Source organism: Pusillimonas sp. (genome assembly GCF_044464525.1).
Lineage (GTDB): Bacteria > Pseudomonadota > Gammaproteobacteria > Burkholderiales > Burkholderiaceae_B > Pusillimonas.
Genome location: NZ_JBIQLE010000026.1, coordinates 37,289 through 50,785, shown reverse-complemented (window position 1 = coordinate 50,785; position 13,497 = coordinate 37,289). Strand labels below are relative to the sequence as shown.

Here is a 13,497-nt window from a genome sequence, read left to right as displayed (position 1 = left end):
CACCTATCTCGCATCTGATGGATGTGCTGGCTGATGCACAAGATATTCTCAAAGAGCTGGGCGTGCACTTTGAGAACAGCGCTTCCGAGGCCACCGCGGCGGCCACCCTGGCCGCCTCGGTCATGTATCCCGTGCGCGGCGCCGTTACCTGGAAGTCCACCGTCGGCACCAACGTTGCCTCAGACGCCCTGGCCAACCTGGCTTCCGGCGGCGTGAAGGGCGGCGCCCTGGTCATTGTCGGTGAAGACTATGGCGAAGGTTCGTCCATCATGCAGGAACGCACCCACGCTTTTGCAATGAAGTCGCAAATCTGGCTGCTCGACCCCAGGCCCAACCTCGAAAGCATGGTTGATGCGGTAGAGCACGGATTCCAGCTCTCTGAAGCCAGCAATACGCCGGTCATCCTGCAATTGCGAATTCGAAGCTGTCATGTGCACGGACGCTTCATCACGAAAGAAAACAAGCGTCCGCAATTCACTTTGGGCGAGGCGCTTGACAATCCCGAGCGCGACGTCAGCCGCATCGTGCTGCCGCCGGCGTCTTTCCTGCACGAACAGGAAAAGGTGAAAAACCGCTGGCCTGCCGCCATCAAATTCATCAAAGAGAACAAGCTTAACGAGTTCTCCGACGGCGACCTGAACGACGTCGGCCTTATCCTGCAGGGCGGCCTGTACAACGGCGTCATCCGCGCATTGCAGCTACTGGGCCTGGCCGACCACTTCGGCAACAGCCGCATCCCGCTATACATCATGAACGTCACCTACCCGGTGATCGACGACGAGGTAACCGAGTTCTGCCGCGATAAAAAAGCGGTGCTGATGATTGAAGAGGGCCAGCCCAACTATATTGAACAGAACATCGCCACCATACTGCGCCAGGCCGGCATCGACACCCCGCTGTCGGGCAAAGACATGCTGCCGGTTGCCGGCGAGTACACCACCGCCGTCCTGCGCGACGGCCTGCAAACCTTCGTCGAAAAGCATCATCCCGAAGCCTTGCCGGTTATCGACGTTGCCGAAGAGCCTGTTGAGGATTCCTCCGCCACCGCCACGGCCACTGCTACGGCAACCGCCACCATGCCTGAAGTCGAAGAGGACGGCGACCTGGCCCTGGAAGAGGACCAGGTTTCGGCAAAGAACGGTTCGGCCGCCAACGGCCAAACCAACGGCCATGCCGTCGCGCAAAACGGCGCGCCCGCCGTGGTGCCGCGCGTCCAACCCATGAAAATCGACCAGGTAGCGCGCCGGCAGACGGTGCAACCCATCAATTTCCAGAAGCAGGCGGTGGAACTTGCAGAAGTGGTGCCGCCAAGGCCGGCCGGTTTCTGTACCGGCTGCCCCGAGCGCCCGGTTTTCGCGGCATTGTCGCTGGCTCAGGAAAAACTCGGTGAACACCATATCGCTTGCGACATTGGCTGCCACCTGTTTTCGATCCTGCCACCGTTCAACCTTGGAGCCACCACCATGGGTTACGGGCTGGGCGCATCCAGCGCGGCGGCGTTCAACGTGCCGAACTCAAAGCGTTCCATCTCCATCATGGGCGATGGCGGCTTCTGGCATAACGGCCTGTCCTCGGGCATCGGCAACGCTGTCTTCAACAAGTACGACGGCGTCATCATCATTATCGACAACTTCTACGCCGCCGCCACGGGCGGGCAAGACGTTCTTTCGTCTCGCGCCGAAAACAAGAGCCGTTCCACCAACAACCCCATCGTGGATGCGGTCAAGGGCGTCGGGGTCAATTGGGTGCGGGTGCTAGAGCGCACATATAGTGTCTCGAAGGTGCAGGCCACCATCGAAGAAGCCCTGACCACCCCCGAGAAAGGCCCCAAGGTCATCATCGCGCAATCCGAATGCATGCTGAACAAGCAGCGGCGCGAAAAGCCGCTGTTCAGAACAGCGGTCAAAGAGGGCAAACGCGTAGTCAAGGAACGCTTCGGGGTCGACCCCGACGTCTGTACCGGCGACCACGCCTGTATACGTCTTTCAGGCTGCCCTTCACTTACCGTCAAAGATAGCGGCGACCCGCTCAGGGAAGATCCCATAGCTTATGTGGACAACACCTGCGTCGGCTGCGGCAACTGCGGAGAGGTCGCGCACGCGGCCGTATTGTGCCCCTCTTTTTACCGGGCCGATCTCATCCACAACCCGACCCAGTGGGATCAGTTCATGGCCAAGGTGCGCAAGCGCGTCATCGGACTGCTGCAATCCCGCCGCACAAAGCGACTGAATCAATATTCGTTCTAAGAGCCGAGCAATGACAAGCACACAACTTCACCCGGGCACGCCCATCAAGATCGCTATTCTGGCCATGGGCGGCCAGGGCGGCGGCGTCCTGGCCGACTGGTTCGTCGACATGGCCGAGCACGCCAAGTGGTGGGCGCAAACCACCTCGGTGCCGGGCGTGGCCCAACGCACGGGGGCCACCATCTACTATCTCGAGATGATTCCCGAGACCGATGTAAACGCAGCCGGCCGTCAGCCCGCATTGGCCCAGATGCCCACCCCGGGCGACGTTGACCTGGTTGTGGCAGCCGAGCTTATGGAGGGTGGACGCGCCATCCAGCGCGGTCTGGTTACCCCCGACCGCAGCACGCTTATCGCATCCGCGCACCGCAGCTATGCCGTGGGTGAAAAGTCGGCGCGGGGCAACGGCATTGCCGACCCAAACAAGGTCATCGAAGCCGGCGAAGCCGCTGCCAAGCGCTTCATTTGTCTCGACCTGCAAGCCCTGGCCGACCAGGCGGGCAGTGTCATCAGCGCCAGCCTGTTCGGCGCGGTGGCCGGCAGCGGCCGGCTGCCCTTCACTCGCGAAGACTACGAAGAAACCATTCGGCGCGGCGGCGTGGGCGTCGATGCAAGCCTGCGAGCGTTTGCCCTGGGCTTTGATGCCGCTTCCAACGCGCCGGCCACGCCAGCGCGCATCAACACCGAGCAAGCAATGCCGGCCGTGCCTGACACAGCCTCGAACCCCCGCATCCGCAAGATGCTCGACGATCTGCGCGGGAATTTCCCCCTCTCGGCCCAACCCATGCTTGTCACCGGCCTGCGCCGCGTCATCGATTTCCAGGACCCGGCCTATGGCGCCAAGTATCTGGATCGCATGCGCGCCTTGCGCAACCTTGACGAACAGCATGGCGGCGATGCCAAGAACTGGGCACTGACCAATGCAGCAGCACGTTATATGGCTGTGGCCATGGCCTACGACGACGTCATCCGCGTGGCCGACCTGAAAACCCGTGCCAGCCGCTACGATCGCGTGCGAGACGAAGTCGGCGCCAAGTCTGACCAACTGCTTTACACCACCGAATACATGCACCCCCGCGTCGAAGAACTATGCGGCACGATGCCCGCGCCGCTGGGAAGGTGGGTCGAGAATTCGAAACTTGCCAGCGGTTTTCTCGGCCGATTCTGTCGCAAGGGCAGGTTTTTGCAAAGCGGCACTCTGTCGGGCTTTCTCATGCTGTATAGCCTGGCCGGCATGCGCCGCTTCCGCCGCAGCACCCTGCGTCACCGCATTGAGGTTGCCAGTCTCGAAGCCTGGGTGCGTCTCATTGAAGAAACCGCCCCCGTCGATTATGACCTGGCGGTCGAGATCGTCAATTGCCGCCGTCTCGTCAAGGGATACAGCGACACGCACGAGCGCGGTGAAAGCAAATACCGCCGACTGATCACGGCGGCTGCGGGCATGCGTGGCCGCCCAGACGCCGCGCAACGCCTGCGCGATCTGCGCGAAGCCGCCCTGGCGGATGATAAAGGCGGCAAACTGGACACCATGCTGGCCGAAGACATGAAGCTGGCTGCATAACCCCGGCCTGCGCGCCCCCGAGGCCGCAGGCTTGTTCTTGATGAGGCGACTCATGAATTATCGCGACAACCCCGAAGCCGTACAGGCGCTGGTGCGCTCCTCTGAAGTTCACCGCGACCTGTTCATCGACGACGAGATTTTCGATCTCGAGATGGAGCACCTGTTCGCCAACACCTGGGTATACGTTGGCCATGCCAGCCAAGTTCCCAACCCCGGCGACTTCTTTACGACCACGGTGGGCGACCAGCCAGTGGTAATGGTCAGGCATAACGACAACACGGTGCGCGTGCTGCACAACCGTTGTCCGCACAAGGGCGTCATGGTGGTCAACGAGCCTTGCGGCAACACCGGCAGATTCTTTCGCTGCCCCTATCACGCCTGGTCTTTCAAGACCGACGGTGCGTTGCTTGCCCTGCCCCTGAAGCGCGGCTACGACCCCGACCACTTCAAACAGACAGAGGCCGCAGGCGGAATGGCCGAAGTGCAAAGCGTACACAACTATCGCGATTTCATTTTCTGTCGTCTTAACCCGGAAGGACAAAGCTTCGAAGATTTCTTCGGCGAATCGCTAAGCACCCTGGACAACATGATCGATCGCTCGCCCGAAGGCAAGCTCGAGGTTGCGGGCGGGGTGCTGCGCTACATGCACGACTGCAACTGGAAGATGCTGGTCGACAATCAAACCGATACTTGCCACCCCATGGTGGCGCACGAATCGTCAGCCGGAACGGCGGTGCGCGTATGGAACGAAGCCCCGGAAGGCACACCCAAGCCGATGGCGGTCGAGCAGTTCGCGCCTTTCATCTCGTCTTATGAGTTCTTCGAAGGCATGGGCATCCGCGTCTGGGAAAACGGCCATGGCCACACCGGGGTCAGCGACTCGATCCATGCGGCTTACTCTGATGTACCCGGCTACGAAGACAGCATGATCAAGGCCTACGGCGAAGAACGAGCCAAACAGATACTTGGCGACGTGCGGCACAACACCACCTATTTTCCCAACATCATGGTCAAGGGCCCCATCCAGACCCTGCGCATCTTCAAGCCGCTGGCCGCCAACAAGACCCTGGTCGAATCCTGGACCTTCCGCCTGGTGGGCGCGCCCGATAAACTGCTTGAGCGTACGCTGATGTACAACCGCCTTATCAATGCGCCCACCTCCATGGTGGGCCACGACGACCACGAGGTATACGAGCGCGCCCAACACGGCTTGCACTCGCGCGGTCGCGAGTGGGTCAATGTGGCACGCCTTTATGATCCCACTGAAATCGACCGCAAGAACGAGGTTACCAACGGCACCAACGAGTGGCAGATGCGAAACCAGTATCGCGCCTGGGCCCGCTACATGACCGCCGACATGAAACAAAAGGAGACGGCATGAGCGCCATCACCGATCAGCAGCTTATCGATTTCGTCTATGCCGAGGCGCGCATGCTTGACGAGCAGCGCTTCGAAGATTGGCTCGAACTGTTCACCGAAGACGGCCATTACTGGATGCCGCTGGCGCATGACCAGACCGACCCGCGCCTGCACAGCTCTTTGCTGTACGAAGACAAATTACTGTTGCGGGTGCGCGTAGAACGTTTGGCAGGCCAGCGCACATTCTCGCAACAGCCCCGCAGCCGCAGCCATCACCTGCTGGCACGGCCCGAGATTGAAACCTCACACGAATGGCACGCCCCCGATAAAGGGCAGTACGTTGTGCGGGTGGCCTTCCATTATGTCGAGAGCCGGCTTGACCAACAGGTGCTGTTCGCCGGGTGGGCCACTTTCGAATTGCTGGCTGCTGAAAACAGCCTTCGCATCAAGCAAAAGCGCGTCGATCTGGTCAACTGCGACGCTGCCATGCGCAGCATTCAACTTCTCATGTAACCAGGGGCCGAATCTTGTCATCGACCGTATACCAGGCATTTGTTGAAACCACAAAAAAATGGCCGGACAACCCCTTTGTACAAGTCCTTCCTGAAACCGCCAAAATCTATGGCATCGCATCAGGAGAGCTCAGCTACCAGGGTGCGCTGTCCGCCATTGACTCCCTCAAGGCCGCCTACGAAAATGCCGGCTACGGCCACGGGCATCGGGTCGGCCTGTTGCTGGATAACCGCCCATCGTTTTTCTTGCATTGGTTTGCGCTCAATGCCCTGGGCGTGTCGGTGGTGCCGATCAACGCCGACTTGCGCGCGGCCGAGCTTGAATACCTGATCGGCCATTCCGAGATAGTGCTGGCGGTGGCTTTAAGCACCCATCACGATGCGTTGCGCGCAGCCGCGCAAGCCGCCGACCGGCCGCTTGCAATAATCGCCCACGGCAGCACCCCGCCCGCGCCTTCCTTTGCACCGCCTCATGCCGGCCGGCAGCCCGACAGCCACACCGAATGCGGCTTGCTGTATACCTCTGGCACAACGGGCCGCCCCAAGGGCTGCATATTGCCCAATGAGTATTACCTGCATTGCGGCAACTGGTATGCAAACGTCGGCGGCCTGGCAACCCTGCGGCCGGGCAAAGAGCGCATGCTCACCCCTTTGCCCCTGGTGCACATGAATGCCATGGCCTGCTCGACCATGGCCATGGTGGTTACCGGCGGCTGCCTCATTCCCCTAGATCGCTTCCATCCGCGTAGCTGGTGGGACAACGTGCGTGAATCCGGCGCCACCGTGGTGCACTATCTGGGCGTCATGCCGGCCATTCTCATGAAGGCCGACCCCAGCCCCGAAGACACCCGCCACCAGGTAAGGTTCGGCTTCGGCGCCGGCATCGATCGCAGCCTGCATGCGCCCTTCGAAGAGCGCTTCGGCTTTCCGTTGCTGGAAGCCTGGGCCATGACTGAAACCGGCTCCGGCGCGGTCGTCATCGCCAATCACGAGCCGCGCTTCATCGGCAGCAGCTGTTTCGGCAAGGAACAGGATGAGGTCGAGGTTCTCCTCGTAGACGATGCCGGCCGGCCTGTGGGCCCCGACCAAGACGGCGAACTGCTGGTTCGCCATGCCGGAGACAATCCCCGCTTTGGCTTCTTTGCCGGCTACCTGAAAGACCCGCAGGCCACCGACGAAGCATGGAAAAACGGCTGGTTCCATACGGGCGATATCGTCCGCCGAAACCAGCAAGGCTATCTGCATTTCGTAGATCGTAAAAAAAACGTGATCAGGCGCAGCGGCGAGAACATCGCAGCGGTCGAGGTGGAAAGCATCCTGTTGCAGCACCCGGCCATCAAGGCGGCTGCGGTGGCTGCCGTGCCCGACCCAATACGCGGAGACGAGGTGCTGGCCTGCCTGGTTTGCGAACCCAAGCCCGCCGATGCCGACATGCCTCGTCTCGCACAAGAAATCGTCTCCTGGAGCCTGACTCAGCTTTCTTACTATAAGGTCCCGGGCTACGTGGCTTTCGTCGATGCCCTGCCGTTAACGCCCACCAACAAGATTCAGCGAGGCGAGCTGAAAAACCTCGCCCCCACGCTGCCGGGCACAACACATTGCATTGATACCCGCGACATGAAAAAACGGCAGGAAACACCATGAGCGCAGGCCGGATGGGCTATGACGGCGTGGTGGCCACCGTACCAATCACGGTTCCCTACGCACGGTATTCCATCGACAGTGCTCATTGGTGGCTGGGGCGAGCGCTGGGCGAACTGATAAAAAGCGCCGGCGTCGCCAAGAACCAAGTCGACGGCATGTGTGTGTCGAGTTTTACGCTGGCGCCTGACACGGCTGTGGGCCTGACACAGCATCTGGGAATGTCTCCAAGGTGGCTCGACCACATTCCCATGGGCGGGGCCAGCGGCGTCATTGGCCTGCGCCGCGCCGCGCGCGCGGTGCAAAGCGGTGATGCAAGCATCGTGGCCTGCATTGCCGGCGACACCAACCACGTCGATTCCTTTCGGACTACAGTCAGCCAGTTTTCACGCTTTGCGCAAGACGCCGTCTATCCCTACGGTGCGGGCGGGCCCAACGCCAGCTTCGCCTTGCTGACGCGCAACTACATGCGCGAAAGCGGCGCCACGCGCGAAGACTTCGGCAAGCTGTGCGTGGCGCAGCGCAGCAACGCCCTGCACAATGCCAACGCGCTTATGAAAAGGCCGCTGACACTCGAGCAGTATCTCGATTCACGGGTCATCGCCGACCCCATCCATCTTTTCGATTGCGTCATGCCCTGCGCCGGGGCCGACGGTTTTTTGGTCATGAGCGAAGAGCGGGCCCGCGCGCTCGATCTTCCTTTCGTACGAATACTGTCCACTATCGAACGCCATAACGCCTGGACGGAAGACCCCATACAAATGCGCGGCGGATGGACCATGGACCGCGAAGAATTCTATTCGCTGGCCGGTATCGGCCCCGAAGACGTCGACCTGATGCAGGCTTACGACGACTACCCCGTCATCAACATGATGCAGATCGAAGACCTTGGTTTCTGCGAAAAAGGCCAGGGGCCGGAGTTCGTGCGCAAGCACAGCTTCACCTTCGATGGCAGCTTTCCGTTCAATACCAACGGCGGCCAGCTTTCGGTGGGCCAGGCCGGAGCGGCCGGAGGCTACCTGGGCATGGTCGAGACCCTGCAGCAACTCACCGGCTGTGCCGGTTCGCGCCAGGTTGCCGATGCACGCATCGGCCTGGTCAGCGGCTTCGGCATGATCAACTACGACCGTGGCCTGTGTACGGCTGCGGCCTTGCTCGCCCGGAGCGACACATGACAGAACCGCTACCACGGCCTTCCAAGAAAGACCCTATGGCGCGCACGCGGCAACCGACGGTACCGCCGGCCAGCCGTAGCCGCCGCGCAAAAGGCCTGGCCGCCGCTGCCGCGGAAGGCCGTTTCGATCTGCAGGTATGCCAGGCGTGCTCGGCCGTGCAGTATCCCCCACGAGAGGTATGCCACAACTGCCTTTCCGAGCAACTTCGCTGGCAGCCCGTGAACCCGTCCGGACGATTGCTTGCCGCCACCACGCTTCATCACAGTACAGATCTGTATTTCCGGGAACGGCTGCCCTGGCGGGTAGGCACTGTACAGCTCGACTCCGGCCCAAGCGTGGTCGCCCATGTGCATGGCGATTGCGTTGAAGGCGAACCTGTCAAACTCAGTCTCAAGCTCGATCGCAGCGGCCAAGCCGTCATGATCGCGCTTCCCGTAAAGGCCACGCCCCACATGGAAGACGACAAAACCTTGCGCGAAAGCTCCTGCGACCCCAAGTTCCGGCGCGCCCTGGTCACCGACGGCAAATCGGATATCGGCATGGCCGTAACCCAGGCCCTGCTCGACGCCGGCGCAACCATGGTGTTCGTTGGCGATCCGGCCACGTGGCGCAAGTCGGCCCGTTTCGAGGCCTTGTGCGCCGACCCCCGCGTCCAGGCGCAGGCGCTCGACGTCACCGACACCGACTCGGTCGAACGCGTATCCAGATCCATCGGCGGCAAGGTGGAAATACTGGTCAACACGGCGGGCCACCAGCGCGAGGGCGGCCTGCTGTACAACCGCGACCTGACCAGGCTGCAAGATTCGCTGAACGTGAATTGCGTCGGCCTGATGCGGCTGGCCCAGCACTTCGGGCCGGGTATGGCGGGGCGCGCAGCCGACGGCGTCAACAGCGCCGTGGCATGGGTCAACATCCTGTCCATCTATGCACACGCAAGTCTGCCCTCGCACGGCATCTGGTCGGCCTCGCAGGCGGCGGCGCTGTCCATGGGCCAGTGCCTGCGCAACGAGTTCCGCCCATCGGGCATCCGGGTGGTCAACGTCTTCAGCGGGCCGATCGACTACGAATGGGAGCAGCTTACGCCGCCCCCGCGCGTGGCGCCCACCGCGCTGGCCCGGGCCATCGTCAAAGCGCTTAAGGACGGCGTGGAGGACAGCTACGTGGGCGACGTGGCGCAAGAGTTCCGCGCCCGCCTGCTTGACAACCCCAAGGTACTCGAGATTGAGCTGGGCGGCTGATGCCACCCTATCACCTGAACCACAAGGAATCACCATGACGACCTCCATATTGGGCCAGTTCATGTCCGAGTTGCTGGCGGGAAAGATACGCATCGTCGACCTGACCGAAACCCTGACGCCAGAGTTCCCCACCATCGTCCTGCCGCCCGAGTTCGGCCAGGCCTGGCCATTCCGCATCGAGGAAATCTCGCGCTACGACGAGCGCGGCCCCGCCTGGTACTGGAATAACTTCTCGTGTTCCGAGCACACGGGCACGCACTTTGACGCGCCGGTGCATTGGGTCAGTGGCAAAGACCAGCCCAACAACACCGTGGACACGATTCCCATCGAGGCCTTCATCGCCGAGGCCTGCGTCATCGATTGCTCTAGGGAATCACGCGACAATCCCGACTTTCTGCTTACCATCGATTTCGTCGAGCAATGGGAGGCCGTCCACGGCCGCATTCCGCCCCGGTCATGGGTATTCATGCGCACCGACTGGTCCAAGCGCGACAAGCCTGGCGATTACCTGAACATGGACGACGAAGGCGCGCATTCTCCGGGCCCCGACGGCGACGTGGTGCCCTGGATGATCAAAGAACGCGATGTGCACGGCTTCGGCACCGAGTCGGTGGGCACGGACGCAGGCCAGGCACAGCATCTTGACCCGCCCTATCCATGCCACTACTACATGCACGGAAACAACCGCTACGGCTTGCAGTGCATGGCCAACCTGGATCAGCTGCCGCCCAAGGGCGCGGTGATATTTTCAGCCCCGCTGAAAATCCGCAGCGGCTCGGGCAGCCCCTTGCGCGTACTGGCCCTGACGCCTACCGCGGCGTACACCCCTAACTCCGGAGACACGCCTTGACCACTTCCAATATTGCCATCGTCACCGGCGGCAGCGCCGGCATCGGCGCCGAGATCGCGCGCCAGATGCTGGACGCCGGTTATGAAGTCGTTTCCATGGCCCGCCGAGCGGCGGAGTTCACGCATGAGCGCCTGCACAACGTGCAGGTTGATCTGCTTGACGCCAAGGCTACGCAACAAGCGGCGGACGAAGTGGCCCAGCGCTTCGCGGTAACGCACTTCGTACACAACGCCGGCGTGATCTGGCCCAACCTGCTGCCCGACGTAAAGCTCGACGAGCTTCAAGGCCTGACCCAAATTCACCTTGGGTCAGCCATACAGATCGCCCAGGCCTGCCTGCCGCGCATGCGACAAGAAAACTTCGGCCGCATCGTGTTGATGTCTTCGCGCGGAGCGCTGGGGCTGCCCACGCGCACCGCCTACTCGGCCACCAAGGCGGGCATGGTCGGCATGGCGCGTACATGGTCGCTCGAGCTGGCGGCTTCAGGCATTACCGTCAACGTCGTGGCGCCCGGGCCCATTCAAACCGACATGTTCTACGATGTGGTGCCCGCGGGCAGCGAACGCGAGACCAATATCGCCAAGGGCATACCGGTGCAGCGCCTGGGCAGGTCGGACGATGTCGCCCGTGCGGTCATGTTCTTCTGCGATCCTGCCAACAGCTTCGTAACGGGCCAGACGCTTTACGTGTGCGGCGGGGCCAGCGTCAGCTCGGTCACCATCTAGGCCAGCGGTCTTTCAAAACCCCGTGCCAGCGAAGCCCCCGCAACCCACGCGAGCCGAAATCGGCAACGTCCTGATTCTGGCCAGCAGCCAGAGCCTGTTCACCATCACAACCATCACGGTCATGACGCTGGGCAGCGTCATCGGCCTTCGCCTTAGCAACACGCCCGAACTGGCCACCCTGCCCATCGCCTTGATGATGCTGTCAACGGTGTTGACGACCTTGCCGGCCTCGCTGCTGATGAAGCGCATTGGCCGGCGCGCCGGTTTCATTCTTGGTGCTTCGATAGGAGGGGTGCTTGGCAGCGCCCTGATACTGGCCGGCGTGGGGAGCGATTCATTTGCGGTGTTTTGCGTCGGCATGTTTCTGATAGGCATCTACCAAAGCTTTGCGATGTACTACCGTTTCGCCGCCGCCGACGTCACGCGGGCGGAGTTTCGCAGCCGCGCCATCTCGTTTGTGATGACCGGAGGCGTGGTGGCCGCCGTGCTGGGGCCCATCAATGCACGCTCGTCCCTTGGGCTGATACCCTCAGTGCCATTGGGCGAACCATTTCTAGTGACTCTGCTTGTGTCCGTGCTGGCCTCCACCTTGCTGCTAAGGCTAAAGGTTCCCGCCCGCGATGCGCAAGGCCCGGACCCACACAAGACGCGTCCACTGTTCACCATAGCCCGCCATCCCGGCTTCATTCCAGCCGTTCTTGCCAGCATGGTCAGCTTTTCGCTGATGGTGCTGTACATGACGGTGACGCCCCTGGGCATGCAGCAACAAGGCTTCGGCCTGAACGACATCACGCTGGTCGTTCAAAGCCAGGTGCTGTCGATGTTCGTTCCCGCATTCTTTACCGGGGTGCTGATCAACCGGATCGGGCTGATGCCCATTCTTTGGACGGGCGTGGCGTTTTTGGCCTTGTCCATGCTCCTGGGCTCGATCAGCTCGACCCTGCCTGTATATGCGGCCTCTCGCATCGCCTTTGGCGTGGGTTGGAATTTTCTGTTCGTCGGCAGCGCGGTGCTGCTGTCGACCGCGCATCAGCCGGCCGAGCGTGGCAAAGCTCAGGGGGTCAACGATTTGGCCATGTTCACATTGGCCACCCTGGGCTCGATCGCCGCCGCACCGCTACTGCAAGAACTAGGCTGGAAGACCTTGCATATGATTTTATTGCTGCCCCTGGGCCTGGCGGCCGCCTCGCTGTTGCGGCTGCGCAGCGCCCGGGGCTAGACCCATTTACTTCAAGCGTTCCGCATGAAAATCGATGTGGTCTTTCATGAAGGTGGAGATGAAGTAATAACCATGGTCGTAGCCTTCGTGGCGACGCAATGTAAGCGGCTGGCCCGCCTGCTTGCAAGCCACCTCGAACGCTTCGGGATACAGTTGCTCGGCCAGGAAGTTGTCCGCCAGACCCTGGTCGACCAGAATGCCGTCCGGGAACGGCGTCTGCGATTTTTCCATCAGCAAAGAAGCATCGTACTGCGCCCATTGGCTTTTATCGTCGCCCAGATAGCCCCCGAAAGCCTTGTGGCCCCATGGGCATTTCGTGGGCGAAGCGATGGGCGCAAACGCCGAGACAGAGCGGAATTTTTCGCGGTGGCGCTGCGCCAGCACCAGGGCGCCGTGGCCGCCCATCGAGTGGCCGAAAATACCCGCACGGGCCGCGTCGCCCGGCAACTCGGTGGTGACTATGCGGAACAACTCGTCAGTAACATAGCTTTCCATGCGGTAACGCGTGCTCCACGGCTCTTGCGTCGCGTCGAGATAAAACCCGGCTCCCGTGCCGAAATCCCACCCATCGTCCTCGCCCGGCACATTAGCGCCGCGCGGACTGGTGTCGGGCGCGACGAGCATAATGCCGTGGCGCGCCGCCCATTGCTGGGCGGCGCCTTTGATCATAAAAGTTTCTTCCGTGCAGGTGAGCCCCGCCAGGTAGAACAACACAGGGGCTTTTTTAGCCGGGTCCGCCGCGGATGCGGGCGGTATATAAACCGAAAAGCGCATCGGCAGCCCGATGGCGCTGGAATCATGTTTGTAAAAGCGCTGCACGCCCTCGAAACAGCGATGCTCGCTAAGCAATTCCAATGCAATGGTCATCAAAACCCTCCTAAAATGCAATTGTCGGAACACACATTTATGTAGTAGACACTACACAAACGCACGGCTCCTGATCCAAACGCTATTATGCAATATAGCCGTTT

At 61.5% G+C, this 13,497-nt stretch carries 11 protein-coding genes; 10 read left to right on the top strand and 1 reads right to left on the bottom strand.

Annotation, left to right across the window (positions count from 1 at the left end):
- From ACIY1O_RS13705 to ACIY1O_RS13660, 10 genes are all read left to right on the top strand, one after another.
- Nucleotides 1-2,246, top strand: a 2,246-nt coding sequence (locus ACIY1O_RS13705; RefSeq protein ID WP_397475655.1) for a thiamine pyrophosphate-dependent enzyme, incomplete at its 5' end; no start/stop codon positions are given.
- A 10-nt stretch (nt 2,247-2,256) separates the two neighbouring features.
- Nucleotides 2,257-3,807: an indolepyruvate oxidoreductase subunit beta family protein gene (locus tag ACIY1O_RS13700; RefSeq protein ID WP_397475654.1), complete on the top strand. Its 1,551-nt coding sequence runs from the start codon at nt 2,257-2,259 to the stop codon at nt 3,805-3,807.
- A gap of 52 nt (nt 3,808-3,859) precedes the next feature.
- Nucleotides 3,860-5,188 carry an aromatic ring-hydroxylating dioxygenase subunit alpha gene (locus ACIY1O_RS13695; protein ID WP_397475653.1) on the top strand — a complete coding sequence of 443 codons (1,329 nt, stop codon included), beginning with the start codon at nt 3,860-3,862 and terminating at the stop codon, nt 5,186-5,188.
- Nucleotides 5,185-5,679 carry an aromatic-ring-hydroxylating dioxygenase subunit beta gene (locus ACIY1O_RS13690; RefSeq protein ID WP_397475652.1) on the top strand — a complete coding sequence of 165 codons (495 nt, stop codon included), beginning with the start codon at nt 5,185-5,187 and terminating at the stop codon, nt 5,677-5,679. Before ACIY1O_RS13695 ends, ACIY1O_RS13690 begins: the two co-directional genes overlap by 4 nt.
- 14 nt (nt 5,680-5,693) lie before the next feature.
- The gene (locus ACIY1O_RS13685) at nt 5,694-7,322 is read left to right on the top strand and encodes an AMP-binding protein (protein ID WP_397475651.1); all 1,629 of its coding nucleotides are present in this window, start codon (nt 5,694-5,696) and stop codon (nt 7,320-7,322) included.
- Nucleotides 7,319-8,494, top strand: a complete 1,176-nt coding sequence (locus ACIY1O_RS13680) for a thiolase family protein (protein ID WP_397475650.1) — start codon at nt 7,319-7,321, stop codon at nt 8,492-8,494. The genes ACIY1O_RS13685 and ACIY1O_RS13680 overlap by 4 nt, the downstream gene beginning before the upstream one ends.
- Entirely contained in the window at nt 8,491-9,732 is a 1,242-nt protein-coding gene (locus ACIY1O_RS13675) for an SDR family NAD(P)-dependent oxidoreductase (RefSeq protein WP_397475649.1), read from the top strand. The genes ACIY1O_RS13680 and ACIY1O_RS13675 overlap by 4 nt, the downstream gene beginning before the upstream one ends.
- Nucleotides 9,733-9,766: 34 nt before the next feature.
- Nucleotides 9,767-10,582 carry a cyclase family protein gene (locus tag ACIY1O_RS13670; protein WP_397475648.1) on the top strand — a complete coding sequence of 272 codons (816 nt, stop codon included), beginning with the start codon at nt 9,767-9,769 and terminating at the stop codon, nt 10,580-10,582.
- Nucleotides 10,579-11,307, top strand: coding sequence for an SDR family NAD(P)-dependent oxidoreductase (locus ACIY1O_RS13665; RefSeq protein WP_397475647.1), 729 nt, complete (start codon nt 10,579-10,581; stop codon nt 11,305-11,307). The genes ACIY1O_RS13670 and ACIY1O_RS13665 overlap by 4 nt, the downstream gene beginning before the upstream one ends.
- Nucleotides 11,308-11,329: 22 nt before the next feature.
- Nucleotides 11,330-12,526: an MFS transporter gene (locus tag ACIY1O_RS13660; protein ID WP_397475646.1), complete on the top strand. Its 1,197-nt coding sequence runs from the start codon at nt 11,330-11,332 to the stop codon at nt 12,524-12,526.
- 6 nt (nt 12,527-12,532) lie between these two features.
- On the opposite strand, the gene fghA is transcribed toward ACIY1O_RS13660, so the two are convergent.
- Nucleotides 12,533-13,393 carry an S-formylglutathione hydrolase gene (gene fghA / locus ACIY1O_RS13655; RefSeq protein ID WP_397475645.1) on the bottom strand — a complete coding sequence of 287 codons (861 nt, stop codon included), beginning with the start codon at nt 13,391-13,393 and terminating at the stop codon, nt 12,533-12,535.
- Nucleotides 13,394-13,497 lie beyond the last annotated feature (104 nt).

Excerpts from the sequence above, each read along its gene's own strand:
- ACIY1O_RS13700 (WP_397475654.1), top strand. The coding sequence starts at position 2,257 with ATGACAAGCACACAACTTCACCCGGGCACGCCCATCAAGATCGCTATT.
- ACIY1O_RS13670 (WP_397475648.1), top strand. The coding sequence starts at position 9,767 with ATGACGACCTCCATATTGGGCCAGTTCATGTCCGAGTTGCTGGCGGGA.
- ACIY1O_RS13675 (WP_397475649.1), top strand. The coding sequence starts at position 8,491 with ATGACAGAACCGCTACCACGGCCTTCCAAGAAAGACCCTATGGCGCGC.
- fghA (WP_397475645.1), bottom strand. The coding sequence starts at position 13,393 with ATGACCATTGCATTGGAATTGCTTAGCGAGCATCGCTGTTTCGAGGGC.
- ACIY1O_RS13680 (WP_397475650.1), top strand. The coding sequence starts at position 7,319 with ATGAGCGCAGGCCGGATGGGCTATGACGGCGTGGTGGCCACCGTACCA.
- ACIY1O_RS13695 (WP_397475653.1), top strand. The coding sequence starts at position 3,860 with ATGAATTATCGCGACAACCCCGAAGCCGTACAGGCGCTGGTGCGCTCC.
- ACIY1O_RS13690 (WP_397475652.1), top strand. The coding sequence starts at position 5,185 with ATGAGCGCCATCACCGATCAGCAGCTTATCGATTTCGTCTATGCCGAG.